This window comes from Salinispora pacifica CNR114 (genome assembly GCF_000514775.1).
Lineage (GTDB): Bacteria > Actinomycetota > Actinomycetes > Mycobacteriales > Micromonosporaceae > Micromonospora > Micromonospora pacifica.
The window spans coordinates 1-14,539 of sequence record NZ_AZWO01000011.1; the positions used below are offsets into that span (position 1 = coordinate 1).

The 14,539-nt window shown below is 68.7% G+C and carries 18 protein-coding genes and 1 rRNA gene; 8 read left to right on the forward strand and 11 right to left on the reverse strand.

Translation table 11 applies throughout. The annotated features are described in order from the left end of the window. Both B118_RS0107590 and tyrS read right to left on the reverse strand, forming a co-directional pair. A 16S ribosomal RNA gene (locus B118_RS0107590) occupies positions 1 to 82 on the reverse strand; the annotation flags it as partial. A gap of 627 nt (positions 83 to 709) precedes the next feature. Further along, positions 710 to 1,996, reverse strand: coding sequence for a tyrosine--tRNA ligase (tyrS, locus tag B118_RS0107595; protein WP_018220124.1), 1,287 nt, complete (start codon positions 1,994 to 1,996; stop codon positions 710 to 712). Between the two features lie 75 nt (positions 1,997 to 2,071). Here tyrS and B118_RS0107600 point away from each other — a divergent pair, with 75 nt between their 5' ends. Continuing rightward, entirely contained in the window at positions 2,072 to 2,482 is a 411-nt protein-coding gene (locus tag B118_RS0107600) for a PaaI family thioesterase (RefSeq protein ID WP_026185235.1), read from the forward strand. Positions 2,483 to 2,502: 20 nt separating this feature from the next. Here B118_RS0107600 and B118_RS0107605 read toward each other — a convergent pair whose 3' ends face one another. Beyond that, the gene (locus B118_RS0107605) at positions 2,503 to 3,126 is read right to left on the reverse strand and encodes a hypothetical protein (RefSeq protein WP_018220126.1); all 624 of its coding nucleotides are present in this window, start codon (positions 3,124 to 3,126) and stop codon (positions 2,503 to 2,505) included. A gap of 18 nt (positions 3,127 to 3,144) precedes the next feature. After that, positions 3,145 to 3,648 (reverse strand): GNAT family N-acetyltransferase, encoded by a 504-nt coding sequence (locus B118_RS0107610; protein ID WP_018810432.1) that lies wholly within the window; start codon positions 3,646 to 3,648, stop codon positions 3,145 to 3,147. Positions 3,649 to 3,783: 135 nt separating this feature from the next. Between B118_RS0107610 and B118_RS0107615 the strand changes: the two genes are divergently transcribed. Together B118_RS0107615 and B118_RS0107620 are read left to right on the forward strand one after the other, a co-directional pair. Continuing rightward, complete coding sequence (locus tag B118_RS0107615) at positions 3,784 to 4,668, forward strand: universal stress protein (protein WP_018220128.1); 885 nt, start codon at positions 3,784 to 3,786, stop codon at positions 4,666 to 4,668. 140 nt (positions 4,669 to 4,808) lie between these two features. Next, positions 4,809 to 5,648 carry a universal stress protein gene (locus B118_RS0107620; protein WP_018810431.1) on the forward strand — a complete coding sequence of 280 codons (840 nt, stop codon included), beginning with the start codon at positions 4,809 to 4,811 and terminating at the stop codon, positions 5,646 to 5,648. Positions 5,649 to 5,659: 11 nt separating this feature from the next. Here B118_RS0107620 and B118_RS28075 read toward each other — a convergent pair whose 3' ends face one another. From B118_RS28075 to B118_RS0107630, 3 genes are read right to left on the reverse strand one after another with little or no spacing between them, the layout of a single operon-like run. Beyond that, on the reverse strand, positions 5,660 to 6,145 hold the full coding sequence (locus B118_RS28075) for an ABC transporter permease (RefSeq protein ID WP_238323880.1): 486 nt from the start codon (positions 6,143 to 6,145) through the stop codon (positions 5,660 to 5,662). Positions 6,146 to 6,165: 20 nt separating this feature from the next. Continuing rightward, positions 6,166 to 6,501, reverse strand: a complete 336-nt coding sequence (locus B118_RS32715) for a hypothetical protein (protein ID WP_238323881.1) — start codon at positions 6,499 to 6,501, stop codon at positions 6,166 to 6,168. After that, positions 6,498 to 7,421, reverse strand: coding sequence for an ABC transporter ATP-binding protein (locus B118_RS0107630; protein ID WP_043541099.1), 924 nt, complete (start codon positions 7,419 to 7,421; stop codon positions 6,498 to 6,500). The genes B118_RS32715 and B118_RS0107630 overlap by 4 nt, the downstream gene beginning before the upstream one ends. Before the next feature lie 122 nt (positions 7,422 to 7,543). Between B118_RS0107630 and B118_RS0107635 the strand changes: the two genes are divergently transcribed. Both B118_RS0107635 and B118_RS0107640 read left to right on the forward strand, forming a co-directional pair. Continuing rightward, entirely contained in the window at positions 7,544 to 8,740 is a 1,197-nt protein-coding gene (locus B118_RS0107635; protein WP_028192604.1) for a histidine kinase, read from the forward strand. Further along, positions 8,737 to 9,393, forward strand: a complete 657-nt coding sequence (locus tag B118_RS0107640) for a response regulator transcription factor (RefSeq protein WP_028192605.1) — start codon at positions 8,737 to 8,739, stop codon at positions 9,391 to 9,393. The genes B118_RS0107635 and B118_RS0107640 overlap by 4 nt, the downstream gene beginning before the upstream one ends. 35 nt (positions 9,394 to 9,428) lie before the next feature. On the opposite strand, the gene B118_RS0107645 is transcribed toward B118_RS0107640, so the two are convergent. The 3 genes from B118_RS0107645 to B118_RS32720 are packed head-to-tail and all read right to left on the reverse strand — an operon-like array spanning position 9,429 to position 10,116. Further along, the gene (locus B118_RS0107645; protein WP_050592797.1) at positions 9,429 to 9,698 is read right to left on the reverse strand and encodes a hypothetical protein; all 270 of its coding nucleotides are present in this window, start codon (positions 9,696 to 9,698) and stop codon (positions 9,429 to 9,431) included. Further along, positions 9,695 to 9,892 carry a hypothetical protein gene (locus tag B118_RS0107650; RefSeq protein ID WP_018220131.1) on the reverse strand — a complete coding sequence of 66 codons (198 nt, stop codon included), beginning with the start codon at positions 9,890 to 9,892 and terminating at the stop codon, positions 9,695 to 9,697. The genes B118_RS0107645 and B118_RS0107650 overlap by 4 nt, the downstream gene beginning before the upstream one ends. Further along, positions 9,892 to 10,116, reverse strand: coding sequence for a hypothetical protein (locus B118_RS32720; RefSeq protein ID WP_080635120.1), 225 nt, complete (start codon positions 10,114 to 10,116; stop codon positions 9,892 to 9,894). Before B118_RS32720 ends, B118_RS0107650 begins: the two co-directional genes overlap by 1 nt. A gap of 206 nt (positions 10,117 to 10,322) precedes the next feature. On the opposite strand from B118_RS32720, the gene B118_RS0107655 reads away from it, so the two are divergent. Both B118_RS0107655 and B118_RS0107660 read left to right on the forward strand, forming a co-directional pair. Beyond that, on the forward strand, positions 10,323 to 11,069 hold the full coding sequence (locus B118_RS0107655) for a Scr1 family TA system antitoxin-like transcriptional regulator (RefSeq protein WP_018220132.1): 747 nt from the start codon (positions 10,323 to 10,325) through the stop codon (positions 11,067 to 11,069). Then, on the forward strand, positions 11,057 to 11,251 hold the full coding sequence (locus tag B118_RS0107660) for a DUF397 domain-containing protein (protein WP_018220133.1): 195 nt from the start codon (positions 11,057 to 11,059) through the stop codon (positions 11,249 to 11,251). The genes B118_RS0107655 and B118_RS0107660 overlap by 13 nt, the downstream gene beginning before the upstream one ends. A 49-nt stretch (positions 11,252 to 11,300) precedes the next feature. Here B118_RS0107660 and B118_RS0107665 read toward each other — a convergent pair whose 3' ends face one another. Further along, positions 11,301 to 11,930: a DNA-3-methyladenine glycosylase gene (locus B118_RS0107665; RefSeq protein WP_027645243.1), complete on the reverse strand. Its 630-nt coding sequence runs from the start codon at positions 11,928 to 11,930 to the stop codon at positions 11,301 to 11,303. 77 nt (positions 11,931 to 12,007) lie between these two features. Here B118_RS0107665 and B118_RS0107670 point away from each other — a divergent pair, with 77 nt between their 5' ends. Further along, on the forward strand, positions 12,008 to 14,536 hold the full coding sequence (locus B118_RS0107670) for an AMP-binding protein (protein ID WP_337588117.1): 2,529 nt from the start codon (positions 12,008 to 12,010) through the stop codon (positions 14,534 to 14,536). Positions 14,537 to 14,539 lie beyond the last annotated feature (3 nt).

A 14,539-nucleotide genomic window follows, 5' to 3' on the forward strand; every position in this document is an offset into this window, starting at 1 on the left:
CCGAAGGGCCTTTCCGCTCGACTTGCATGTGTTAAGCACGCCGCCAGCGTTCGTCCTGAGCCAGGATCAAACTCTCCAACAAAAACTTGAAGAAAACCCCAGCAACAAAAACAATCTGCTGCCAAATTCAAGCCCAAGCCAACCCACCAAACAGCAGGCCAACCCAGACCAAAACGGCACTGGCTTTCCAAACACCCTGTTGAGTTCTCAAAGAACAACCACACACCATCAGAACCCCAAACCAGGGCCCCTCAAGAGGCAACCGCTCCAGCCCGCCACTCTCGCGCCAGGCACTTTTACTACTTTACCCGGTGGTTTCTGCCGTGTCAAACCGCTTTGCTGCGATCTGTCGACTTCATCCACTTTTGGGCACCACAACGTCACCGACTGTCCGTCGCCTTCGTCGTGATTTCGGCAGACCGGCCGCTTGCAGTTTCCCGCTAGCGCGCCCGGCTCCTGCCGGCGGCCAACCTTACCCGGTCGGTTTCGCCTCACCAAATCCGCCTTTCGGCGAGTCTGGGGCACCGCCCAAGCGAACAATCCGGGCCGTGAGGCTCGGTCAGTCCGAGAGGTCGCTTCCTGCGCTCCGGCCGCTCGGGGCGACCGCCCCGTTTCGTCCGTTCCGCGCTGGCAGAGAGAAAGTTACGCGTCCGAGGGAGTTGCCGTCAAATCCGCCGGACGCGTCCCCGGTCACATCATCAGGATCCAGCTATTTTCGCAGCTCAACACCGGCAAAGGAACGCTTCCCCCGACGCAGGACCAGGTAGCGGCCGTGCAACAGGTCCGCCGGGGTGACGACCGCGTCCGTCGAGGACACCCGGTTGTTGTTCAGGTAGGCACCCCCCTCAGCGATCACGCGACGGGCCTCCTTGTTGCTCGGCACCAGACCAGACTCCCTGAGTAGCCCGACCACGTCGGGTAGCTCGTCGAGGTGGACCAGGCCCGCCTCGGTCAGGGCAGCACGCAGCGTCGCGGGTGCGAGTTCCGCCAGCGACCCCCGCCCAAACAACGCCTGACTCGCGGCGACCACCTGGGCCATCTCCCGCTCGCCGTGTACCAGGGTGGTCAGCTCCTCGGCGAGCGCCCGCTGGGCGACGCGTGCGGCAGGTCGCTCCGCTGCCTCCTTCTCCAGGGCCTCCAGCTCGGCCCGGGAACGGAAGCTGAAGTAGCGCAGGTAGTGGGCGACGTCGCGATCATCAGCATTGACCCAGAACTGGTAGAACGCGTACGGACTGGTCAGCTCCGAGTCGAGCCAGATCGCCTCACCCTCGGTCTTGCCGAACTTCGTACCGTCTGACTTGGTGACCAACGGCGTGGTGAACGCCTCCACCGGACCCGCGCCCCGGCGACGGATGAAGTCGACGCCGGCGGTGATGTTGCCCCACTGGTCGGAGCCGCCGAACTGCAGCTGACACCCGTGGCGTCGGTGCAGTTCGAAGAAGTCGTTGGCCTGGAGCAGCTGGTAGCTGAACTCGGTGAAGCTGACCCCGCTCTCCAGCCGGGCCCGCACCACCTCGCGCGCCAGCATCCGGTTCACCGGGAAGTGTTTGCCGACATCCCGCAGGAACTCCACCACCGACATCTCGCCGGTCCAGTCCAGGTTGTTGACCAGCTGCGCCGCGTTCACACCCTGGTACGACACGAAGGGGGCCAGCTGGTCCCGAATCCGGGCCACCCATCCGGCCACCACCTCGGGCGGGTTGAGAACCCGCTCGGCGCTCTCCTTCGGGTCACCGATCTGCCCGGTCGCCCCACCTACCAGCAGCAGCGGCCGGTGGCCGGCGAGTTGGAGCCGCCGGGCGGTGATGACCTGCATGAGGTGACCGACGTGCAGGCTCGACGCGGTCGGGTCAAAGCCCACGTAGAAGGCCGAGCCCGGGCCGTCGAGCAGCGCGCGCAGCTCGTCGAGGCCGGTGGAGTCCTGGATCAGGCCACGCCACCGCAGGTCGTCGAAGAGTGTGTCCCGCTCTGCCGGCGGGGGGCTGGTGTCGGTCACAGTCTCCGATTCTCCCCCATGGCCAGCCGGCCCGGCGATCGGGATTACTGGCCCGCTATGCTGGCCGCCCCCGCAATGACGAAGGGCTATGCCGTGGACGAGCCAGATCTGACCGGCGGCTTCGTGGGCCTGCTGGGGCTGCGCTACGCGGAGGTCAGCGCCGACCGGGTGGTCCTCCGCTGGCAGGTCCGCCCCGAGCTACACCAGCCGTACGGCATCCAGCACGGCGGCGTCTACTGCTCGGTGGTCGAGACGGCGGCGAGTGTCGGCGGGGCCACCTGGCTGGGCGACCGGGGGCAGGTCGTCGGCGTGTCGAACCAGACCGATTTTCTGCGCGCGGTCCGGTCGGGTGAGTTGACCGCCGTGGGTACCCCGGTCCACCGCGGCCGCAGTCAGCAGCTGTGGCAGGTGGAGATCACCGACAGCGATGACCGGCTGGTGGCACGCGGCCAGGTCCGACTCCAGAACCTGTCCACGACCGGATAACCGCAGCCGGTGGCCGCGCGCTAGGCGGCGGCGGGGAGGTCCAGCACGTACGCGTCGCCCTGCCGGTGGAAGCCGAGCCGGTGATAGTAGGGGGCGACCATGCCGGGCGGGGTGACGACCTGCCGGAACCCCTTGTCGGTGAAGAGGCGGCTACGCCGGTACACGAACTCGCCTGGGGTGAAGTCCCGGAAGCGCTGGGTGACATAGTCGAGGTCGACCTGGGCCACCCCGCCCGGCTCCGCGTGCGCCAGCACCACCCCGACCACCTCATCGGCCCTGACGACCAGGAACGCAAACCGCTCCCCGCCTCGGTGCCAGGTGAAACCGGGGTTGAACCGGGCGATGTCGGCGGCGTGTACCCGCAGCGTGTGGGCTAGGAACTGGTCGTCAACGCCCACCTCGACCACCTGGTAGGTCGCGGCGTCGTGGCGGGTCGTCAGCATGCCGCGCAGGTACCACACATTGATGACGGCCAGCACGACGTTCAGGCCAACCATCGGCCATACCGGGATCGCCGCGTTGTAGCCGATCAACACGACGCACCCGACCAGGTTCAGGGCACGCAGCCGGAGAATAGCGGTCTGCAGTAGCGACCAGACCAGCACCGCGGAGCCGGCCCAGCCGATCAGTTCCAGCCAGTTCACCTCGGCGAGGGTAGTACCTCAGCTCCGCGCGGGTGCGGGGGCGGGGTCGGCGAGCTCCAGGATCCACTCCTGGACCTCGACGCCCCGCCCTGGGGCATACCCCTGGTCCTCGCCGGTGACGACGAAGCCGCACTTGCGTAGCACGGCGAGGGAGGCGCGGTTGTCCTTGGCCACCCGGGCGTGCACGGGCCGGCGGGGCAGCTCAGCCAGGAGGACGACGAGCGCACCGGTCGCGTACCCCCGGCCCCAGCGACCCGGGTCGATCCAGTAGCTGACCTCGGTGCGTCCGTCGGCGGGGAAGGCGACCACGTGGCCTACCACCTCATCACCGACAACCACCGTCCGCGGCACCACCGTCGGGTCGGCGCGGATCCGCGCCCAGTGCGCGTCGAACGCGGTGCGGTCGGCGGGGTCGGCCGGGCCGAACGCCGCCATCCAGTTGGCCTCGGCATCCTGCTGGTGGGTGAAGAAAAACGGAAGATCACTATCGAGTACGGGGCGCAGGCGCAGATCGGTGGGCATCGCGCGATGGTAGCTCCGTTCGAGGCTGCCGGGGCGAGGGGACCAATGGCCCCGGGCTTGGGCCGACCGCCCCTGATTGGGCGGTTGCCGGACCGGCAGGCTGAAGGTGAAGCGAGCCGAAGGAGGGCAGACATCATGACGAGAAGCGCCGGAGCCCCGGTCGTGGTGGGTGTGGACGGTTCCGCCGCCGCGTTGGACGCCGTCCGGGTAGCGGTACGCGAGGCGGAGTACCGGCAGCGCCCGCTCCGGGTGGTGCACGCCTTCATCTGGCCGTTGACCGGGGCCCCGTTGACCCCGGTTCCCGGCGCCCCGGTCACCGCCGGGCTGCGCAACCAGGCCGAAGAGTACGTGCGGGAAGCGGTGGAACAGGCCCGCAAGATCTCCCCCGACCTGCGAATCACCGGTGTCGTGGTGGACGGCGCGCCGACCCCGGTGCTGGTCGAGGAGGCGCAGGAAGCGGTGCTGACGGTGCTCGGCCACCGGGGTCTGGGCGGCTTCGCCGGGCTGCTACTCGGCTCGGTCACCGTGCAGGTCTCCGCCCGCGCGAAGAGCCCGGTGCTGGTCGTCCGGGGTGAACCGCGCGCGGACGGTCCGGTCGTGGTGGGTGTGGACGGTTCGCCGCTGTCCACCGCGGCGGTCGCCTTCGCCTTCGAGGAAGCGGCCCGCCGGGACGCACCGCTGCTCGCCCTGCACGCCTGGCTCTTCCCCACCCCGGTCGGACCGGGGGACATCCTGCCCCTGGTCTACGACCTGGACGCCGTCGAGGGCGAGGAGGAGCGGACCCTCGCCGAGTCGCTCGCCGGCTTCGCCGAACGGTATCCGCAGGTGCAGGTGCGGCACCGGGTCGTCCGTGGCTCGCCGGCCCGGGTGCTGGTGGAGGCGTCGAAGAGCGCCCAGCTGGTGGTCGTCGGCGCACACGGGCGCGGCGCCCTCGGCGGGCTGCTGCTCGGCTCGGTCAGCCACGCCGTCCTGCACCACGGGCACAGCCCACTGGCCATCGTCCGGCACCCCGCCGGATAGCCGCACCGGCGCGGTGAGCGGCTCCGCACGGGTGTGGACTGCGCCCTGGTCGCCGCCGTGGTTCCCGCTGACGTCGTTGCCGGTAACCGGGTCAGCCACGCCGGCCCGGGGGACAATTGTGCCGATCGACTCTGAAAGGGGTGCTGATGAACCGAGCCGTGGTGGTAGGGGTGGATGGCTCACCGTCGAGCCTGGTGGCGGCGGAGCACGCCGCCCGCGCCGCGGTGCGGCGGTCGCGACCGCTGCACCTGGTGCACGGCTACCTGCACCCGTCCGGGTACGGGGTTCCCATCAACCCGTACGAGTTCGGAGTTCCGGCCCCGAACGACGAAGCGCAGTCGATGCTGGACCGGGCCGCGACCGAACTGGCCGACCGCTGGCCCGGGCTGACCATCCACGCGCGGCAGGTCGCCGGCGGGCCGGGAGCCACGCTGATTGAGGAGTCCCGCCGGGCGGAGCTGGTCGTGGTGGGTAGCCGGGGGCACGGCGGCTTCGCCGGGCTGCTACTCGGCGCGGTGGGTTCGCAGGTCGCGGCGCACGCGCACAGCCCGGTACTGGTGGTCCGGCCCACCGATAGGCCAATTGAGGCGGGCGGACCGGTGCTGGTCGCGGTGGACGGGTCGGAGTCGGCGGAGGTGGCGGTCGGGCAGTCCGCCGACGAGGCCACCCGGCAGCAGACCGAGCTGGTGCTGGTGCACGTCCACACCCCGGGTGCGACCGACGCCACGGAGGTGCTGGACACTGCCGTGGCGTCGGTGCGCGGCAGCCATCCGGGGCTGACCGTGACCGCCCGCCAGCTACGGGCGGAGAAGCCGGACCAAGCACTGATCGACGCCAGCCGGGACGCTGCCCTGATCGTCGTGGGGACCCGCGGGCGGGGCGGATTCACCGGGATGGTGCTCGGCTCGGTCAGCCAGTCCCTGGTGCAGCACGCCCACTGCCCGGTGCTCGTGGCCCATGCGTACGGTCGAGGGCGCTGACCGGTCCGGGCTCAGTGGTCCCGACGCTGCGCGACAACCACCGTGAGGATGGCGGCGAGAACCGCCCAGACCGCATAGACGGTCCATGCGCCGGATGCCGTCCACGGATACGGCTGGCTTCCGAACTCGATATCGGCGATGCGCATCCACGCGCGGTAGGGCGTCAGGTGACCGAGTACGGCCGTGGCGTACAGCCGTTCGCTGAGGGCGAGCGGCAGGAGCATGAAGGCAAGTACGAAGGTGCTCAGCGTGCCGAAACTGTGCCGCACAAGAACACCAATGGCCATGGCGACCAACGCCGTCAGCGGCGCCATCAGCACCGAGGCGAGTAGCCGTTCCAGCACACCCGGGTCGGTGATGGAAAGACCCACGTCCTTGCCGTCAAGGATCGCCTGGGTGACAAAGAAGGAGCCACCGACGACCACGAGGCCGTAGCCCAACGACACCGCTGTGACGACCGCCAGTTTCGCCGCCATCACCCCGTGCCGTGCCGGCACCGCTACGAAGGTAGCGCGGATCAACCGGTGCCGTACTCGCTGACCACGACGTTCGCACCGATGGCGCCGATGGACAGCATCAAAGCAATACAGGAGGCGGCGGTGAAGGCATCGAACATCGCGTGCCTGCTGAAGTCCGCGCGAGCGGCGGCTGAGAAGTTTTCCAGATTCACATAGTCGCCATAGGCTGAATAGCAGTTGAAACCCAAAATCCCGAAGGCGCTCAACAGCAGCGTCGAAGCAGTCGAACGCAAAGACCAGAGCTTGATCCATTCAGCGGCAAGAAGATCACGGAAGCCTGCCTGAGCCTCCGTTCGTACAGTTTCGGGAGCTGACTCTTCCACCGTCAACTTCACTGCGTCGCCCCCGCCCGATATTCGATACTGTCACTCGTCATCCTCATAAACGCCTCCTCCAGGGAGGTCAACCGAGGACTTAGCTCGTGCACTCGTATGGACTTTGCGAAGGCCAGGTCTCCGATGTCACTGGCGCTCATTCCTTCCACTGACAACAACCCGTCGGCGTGTTGGGCCACACTCGCGCCGGCCTCGGTCAACGCCCCGGTCAGCGCACCGAGGTCAGGTGTCCGTACGGACACTGACGACAACGTGCCGCCACGGGCTGCGAACTGGGCCAGCGTCTCGGCCGCGATCAGCCGGCCACGTCCCACGACGATCAGGTCGGTCGCGATGTGTTCCATCTCCGACATGAGGTGGCTGGAGACGAACACGGTGCGTCCCTCGGCCGCCAAACCCTGGAAGAGCCCGCGCACCCACTTCACGCCTTCCGGGTCGAGACCGTTTAGCGGCTCGTCAAACAGCAGCACGGGCGGGTCGCCGAGCAGAGCCGCAGCGATGCCCAGTCGCTGCTTCATACCCAGTGAATAGGTCTGCACGCGCCGTTGCGCCACTTCCGCCAGGCCTACCTCCGCCAGCACCTGACGCACCCTGGCCTTGCCGATGCGATTACTCCGGGCCAACGCGGCGAGGTGGTCGTACGCGGTGCGTCCGCCATGAACAGCATGGGCATCCAGCAGGGTGCCGACGTACCGCAGGCCGCGGGGATGCGCGGCGAAGGGAAGTCCGCCGATGATGGCAGTGCCGCGCGTAGGTGTGCTCAGTCCTACGAGCATGTTCAGGGTGGTGGTCTTACCCGCGCCGTTGGGTCCGAGGAAGCCGGTCACCCGTCCGGGCAGCACGGTGAAGGTCAGCTCATCTACGGCTACGGTGCCGCCGTAACGCTTCGTCAACTGTCTCACTTCGATCACGAGGATCATCGTCCTGATCAGAGTGTCTCGGCGCGTCCCACCAACGCTGACACTTTGCGATCCGCAAACATCCTCGGTCGTACAACCGTAGTCGGATGCGTCCGGTCGGTCCCCCGACTAGATTCGAGCCCGTGCACGTGGCGCGGAGTCTCCTCCCCACCAGGTTCCGTTCCGACGAGCTCGGATCGTTTTGGCTCATCAGCCTCCTGATCTTTACCAGCTGGCTGGTAACGGTCTACCCATGGATCTGGTTCCTGACCGAATCGCCCGATCAGCGCTGGTCGTTGCTCTTCCCACCGGACGTTCTCTCCCCCACCACAAGCCAGGGGATCCTGCTGATAGCCGCAGCGGCCGCGCTGGCCGGAAGCATCCGGTTACGACAGACGCCCCGGCTCGCCTTCACGCTCCTGCTCGCGAGCATTGCGATACCCACCCTGGTGTGGCGGCAGCCAGAGATCTGGTCGCCGCAGTTCCTTCCGATCGATATCGCCCTGGTGGTCCTCACGCTCTACTACCCACGCCGGTTGGCACTGGCCGCGGCCGGCCTGGCCCTACTCGTCCTCACCACCTATCTGACGGCTCGATTGACGCTCGGCGGCGAGGGCGGCATTCCATCGGAGCCCGGCGCGGCGCTCTCCGTCTGCACGGCCGTACTTCTCGGCACAGTGATCCGCCAGCGACGAACGCAGGTCGCAGCCGCACGCGAACGGGCGACCGCCGAGGCGATCAGCGCCGAACGGCTTCGCATCGCCCGCGACCTGCACGACATGGTGGCGCACAGCCTGGGGGTCATCACCCTGCAGGCAGGCGCGGCGGGCCGGGTCATGCGGACGCAACCGGAAGCGGCCCGAGAAGCAATCGGCAGCATCGAAACGGTCGGCCAAGAGACTCTTGCGGGTCTGCGGCGGGTCCTCTCCTCCCTGCGTGAGATCGACCCGGAAGGGGTCCCCTCGCTCTCCGCCCTCGACGAGCTCATCTCCACCACTCGGGCAGCGGGCATAGACATCGAGCTGCGGCAACAGGGCGAGCCACAGGCCCTGCCGATGGAGGTCGACGCCGCCGCCTACCGGATCGTCCAGGAGGCCATCGCCAACGTGATTCGCCATGCCGGCACCGATGTCTGCCGAATCCTGATCAGCTTCCGGGAGGCGGAGTTGTTCGTCGAGGTGGTCGACGACGGATCCGGTCGCGGCCAGCGGCCCGGGAGCGGATTAGGGTTGGTCGGCATGCGGGAGCGAGTCGAGATGCTGCACGGCACGATCACCACTGGTCCACGCCCAGAAGGCGGCTTCCGGGTGGCAGCCCACCTCCCTCTCCCGGTGGCATGACGATCGAGGTTCTGGTCGTTGACGACCAGCCGCTCGTCCGGTCGGCGTTGCGCATGTTCATCGCGGAAGCTGACGACATCGCGCTCGCCGGCGAGGCCGGTACCGGGGAGGAAGCGGTCCGGCTCACCCGCGAACTGAGACCCGACGTCGTCCTGATGGATCTACGGATGCCCGGGATGGGAGGCGTCGAAGCCACGGTTCAGATCGCCCTGGTGGCTCCCGAGACGCACATACTCGTGCTGACCACCTTCGACGAGGACGATCATGTGTTCGGGGCGTTGCGGGCCGGTGCCGCCGGATTCCTGGTCAAGGACATGCCGCTGGAGGACATCCTCGACGCCGTCCGCGCCGTCGCACGCGGCGACGGCCAACTTGCTCCCAGTGTCACCCGCCGCCTGATCAAGCACTTCGTCGACACCCGCGCCGCACCCGCTGCCGCACGCCGGCCACTCCCTCGGCTCACCGACCGGGAACGGGAGGTACTCACGCTGGTGGGACGAGGGCGGTCCAACTCCGAAATCGCGGACGAACTTGTGCTGAGCCAGGCCACCGTCAAGACCTACATCACCCGCCTGCTCAGCAAGTTGGCCGCCAGAGATCGGGTCCAACTGGTCATTGCCGCTTACGAAGCCGGCCTGGTCACCGTGACTTGACCAGGGTCTTCACCAATGCCGTCGGGTGGCTCTCATCAGACCCACGCGAGGAAGCGATGATAGAGGTCGGATGCTCTGTTGACCTGCGAAAGTTGTGCATCCGCCTCGGCCATCAGTGCGCTCAGGTACACGCGCAGCGCGACCGTGTTGTCGCGGTATTCGATCAGGAGGGCGGCCCGGGCCGACGGGCACGGCCACTCGGCCCGGCAGGTGTCGCAACCCCACAGGGGACGCATGGGTAGGTGCGGCCGGTCGGCAGCCGGGTCGCCCGGATTCGGGTGTGGGAGTCTCGGCCTGGTCGTCATCGCAGCACCCGGAGCACGATGGCCGCCACGATGATCAGCAGGATGAGCGCCGCGACCAGTTGGTGCCGGGTGGTGGCGGGTGGCGGGGGCGGGCTCGGCCTGCACGGCCGCACCCGGTCGCCGTCGGGCAACGGCGGCGTGCCGTACGGGTCGGGGTGGGCGCGCCGGTCGACGGGCGGGTTGTCGTCGGCCATCACAGCCTCCTCAGCCCGGTGAGCACCGCCGCAAGAACATCGACGCCCGGGTACGACGTGTAGTACACCCGCGCACGACCAATGGCACGACCGCCAGTTCCCACTCTCAGCAGGCGCTCTTGATCCCTTCCTGGCACCGCGGCTCGATGCCCATCGTGGTTGATCGAGTAGGTGTGCGCGATTCCGGTCTTCCCGAGTGGTAGCCGTTCGGCGTTGGCGGGCATTGCGGACTCCTGGACGTGAGCGGATGTTGATGGACCGTCCCCCACATCCCTGGCACGGGGGACGGTCCGACAGCGCCTCCGGCGGGCTCAAACACCTCCACCGGCCTACGCCATCTACAAAGCACCATGCCGGAGGGTTGTGGCGCAGCAACACCGCGTAGCAGTATGTGCTCAGAACATCTGGGACGAACACAATGGGGTCTGGAATGAACCGTGTCGTACAGATTGCAATGGCCGAGGCGGGCGAAACCGCCGACAGCATCGCTGCTCAGGTTGGCGTTGACCCGAAGACCGTTGCCCGGTGGGTGACCCAGGGACGGATACCACAGACGCGACACCGTGCCCAGGTAGCCGAGATCCTCAAGCGGGACGTATTCGATCTCTGGCCGGACGCCCAGAGACGCAAGGAGCCCGCCTGGTTCCGCCCGTGGACCGAAGTCGAACGAGACGCCGTAGGACTACGGTGGTTTGAGTCGGCGGTACTGCCTGGGCTGCTACAAACCGAGGAGTACGGCCGCGCTGTCCTCAGCAGCGGCCCCCTGGTCAACGATGTGGAGAATCACATCGGCACCCGACTACAGCGGCAGGCAGCCGTGTTCGATCGTCCCCGACGGCCGCTGTCCGTCTTCGTGATCGACGAGGCCGCACTCCGCCGTGGCACACGAGACATCATGGAGCCTCAGCTTGATCACCTCATCATGATGGCTCAACAACCCAACGTCATGGTGCACGTACTACCGCTTGACGCCGGCCTACACCCAGGGCAAGCCGGACCGTTTGTCATCGCCACCTCACCGGACGGTGATGATGTCGGCTACGTGGACGACCAGGCCGCGGGCCGCATCACCAAAGACGTTGCGATGCTGTGGGCGGTCTGGGATACCCTGAGGTCGGTTGCGCTTCCGCGTAGCCAAACCATCGACTTCCTGAAAGCGCGATCATGGCTGACCTGAGCAGCGCCCAGTGGCGCAAGAGCACCCGTAGCAGCTCCAATGGCGGGGCCTGTGTCGAGGTCGCCGACAACCTTTCCGGCATCGTCGGCGTCCGGGACAGCAAGGACCCGACCGGACCGGCGTTGGTGTTCGGGCCGGCAGCGTGGCGGGCGTTCGTCGCGCAGCTCCCCGAGCAGCACTGACCCACCTTCAGCGCGAAGGCCCGACTCCCCCGCGAGGCGGGCCTTCGCGCTATCGGGCGCCGGGGCGAGCGGGCCGGCGTCGGGGTACGTGGCGGCGGTAGGTGCTGACGGTCGGGTTGTCGGCGATCCAGAACCGCCACGGCACGTCGTGCGCCCCGGTGACGCCGACCCTCGGTCCGGCCGCTACCGCCGCTTCCGGCACTGGTTCGCGGGGTGGACGCAGCCGGATCGGGCCGTCGCCGAGCAGGTACTGCCCGTACGCCGACCGGTCGACGTCCAGTGCGACGCAGAGCCGGGCCGGCCCCCGGGCAAGATCGCGGTCGGATCGCGCCGTCTGACGGCGGGACCGGGCCGGGGCATGGCCGGCGACCACTTCCCCCGCCCGCACCAGCACCGCCGCGGCCTCCCCCTCCGACCCGGTCACCACGTTCAAGGCCCAGTGCATCCCATACGTGAAGTAGACGTAGACGTGCCCGGATGGGCCGAACATCGCCGCGTTGCGCGGAGTACGCCCCCGGTGGGCGTGCGAGGCCGGGTCCTGGGCGGTGCCCGCGTACGCCTCGACCTCGGTGATCCGCACGGTGACCCCGCCCGCGGAAAGACGGGCGCCGAGCAGGCCGCGCGCCGCCGGTACGACCGGTCCGCCGAGCAGGACGGCTAGTCGCGCGAGATCATCCACGGCTGCGACCCTATCCCGGGGTGATGCGGGTCGCCAGAGCTATGGATTAGGTCAGCCTTACCTTAGAGTCGTTGCTCGTGACTTCCGCATCCGCCCTGTTCCCGGCCGTGCAGGTGCCGTTCGTCCGCGACCTGGCAACGCATGGCGAGCGCACCGCGATCGTTACCCGGGACGGGGAGATCTCGTACACCGACCTCGCCGCCCGGGTCGCGCGAACCGCCGAGCAACTCGGCGTGGGGCGACGGCTCGTGCTGGTCGTCGGCGCGAACACGGTCGACTCGCTGGTGGCCTACCTGGCCGCGATGCACGCCGGGCACCCCGTCCTGTTGGTGCCCGAGGACCGGGCCTCGGCACTCGCCGGCCTGATCGAGGCGTACGACCCAGACGTGCTGGTCGGCGGCGCCGAAGAGGGCTGGCGGATCGAGCACCGCCGCGCCACCTCCCGGCACGATCTGCACCCCGACCTGGCCCTGCTGCTCTCCACCTCCGGGTCGACCGGCTCCCCGAAGCTGGTCCGGCTCTCCCACACCAACCTGCAGGCCAATGCGGAGGCGATCGGCGAGTACCTGGGTATCCGCGACACCGACCGGGCGGCCACCAGCCTGCCACTGCACTACTGCTACGGCCTGTCGGTGGTCAACAGCCACCTGGCCCGAGGCGCCGCGCTGGTGTTGACCGACCTGTCGGTCGCCGACACCTGCTTCTGGGAGCTGTTCCGGGATGCCCGGGCCACCACCCTCGCCGGAGTGCCGTACACCTTCGACCTGTTGGACCGGGTCGGCTTCGCCGCCATGGACCTGCCGCACCTGCGTTACGTCACCCAGGCCGGTGGTCGACTCGCACCGGAGCGGGTACGTCACTACGCCGAGCTGGGTCGGGGTGCGGGCTGGGACTTCTTCGTCATGTACGGGCAGACCGAGGCGACCGCGCGGATGGCATACCTCCCGCCGGACCTCGCCTTGGACCACCCGTCGGCGATCGGGGTGCCGGTGCCCGGCGGCGACTTCCGGCTCGCCCCGGTCGCCGACCATCCGGACCCGGAGGTCGGCGAGCTGGTCTACGCCGGCCCGAACGTCATGCTCGGCTACGCCCACTCTCCCGCCGATCTGGCGCTGGGTCGCACCGTCGACGAGTTGTACACCGGGGACCTGGCTCGGCGTACCGCAGCCGGAGTGTGGGAGATCGTCGGCCGCCGCAGCCAGTTCGCCAAGATTCTCGGGCTACGGGTTGACCCGCAGCAGATCGAGGCGCTGCTGTCCGCGCACGATGTCACCGCCAGCTGCGTCGGCGGTGACGACGAACTGATCGTGGCGACCGTCGGCGCCGAAGACCCACGCCGGGTGCGCCGCCTGGTCGCCGGGGAGGTGGGGCTGCCGCCTCGGGCCGTGCGGGTGCTCCCCCTGGCCGAGTTGCCCCGGCTCGCCTCCGGCAAACCCGACCTGGCGACGCTGCGTGGGCTCGCCGCCGAGAGCTCGCCACCACTGGCGGCGCCGGCCGGCGACCTCTGCACGCTGTATGCGGAGGTGCTCGACCGCACCGACGTCACGCCGGATCGCAGCTTCGTCGACCTCGGCGGGGACTCCCTGTCATACGTCGAGATGTCGGTGCGGTTGGAGCGGGAGCTGGGTGACCTGCCGGCGAACTGGCACACCCTGCCGATCGCGGACCTGCGCCGATCCACCGCAGCTCCCGGACACGCTCCCCGGCCACGCCGGCGGCGTTCGCTGGAGACCAGTGTGGCGCTGCGGGCGGCGGCGATCGTGCTGATCGTCGGCTCCCACATCCCGATGTTCACCATCACCGGTGGGGCACACCTCCTGCTCGCGGTGGCCGGCTTCAACTTCGCCCGGTTCCAGCTCACCACCGCCGGGCGGGGAGAGCGACTGCGGCAGATCGGCGTCAGCCTGCTGCGCATCGTGCTGCCCACGATGGCGTGGATCGGTGCGGTGATGCTGGTCGACGACCAGTACCGACTGAGCACCCTACTGCTGGTCAACAGCATTCTGCGGCCCGATGACGCCACACACGGCTGGCACTTCTGGTTTATCGAGGCGGTGGTCTACCTCCTGGTGGCGCTGGCCACGCTCCTCGGCCTGCGCCGGGTCGACCGCTGGGAGCGGCGGTACCCGTTCGCGCTTCCGCTGGGGCTGACCGCGGTCGCGCTGCTCGGCCGGTACGACGTCTTCGGCCTCGACGCGGCCCACGACCTGCCGGCGGCGCTCGTGGCCGGCTGGCTGTTCACGCTCGGCTGGGCGACGGCCCGAGCCGACGGGGTACGGCAGCGGCTGTTGGTCACGCTCGTCGCGGTGGCCACCGTGCCGGGCTTCTTCGGGGAGCCGGCCCGCGAGGCCCTGATCGTAGCCGGCTTCGCGTTACTGACCTGGCTGCCGACCGTGCCCAGCCTGGGCGTGCTGAACAAGGTGGCCGGGGTGCTCGCCGGTAGCTCGCTCTACATCTACGTGACCCACTGGCAGGTCTACCCGCACCTGCGGGAGCTGCCGTTGGTCGCCCTCACCGCGTCGCTCGCGCTCGGCATCGCGTACGCCGCGCTGGTCGGCCGCGTCTGGCGTTGGGCTACCGCCCGCCGTCCGGCCCGGCTGCGCTGACGC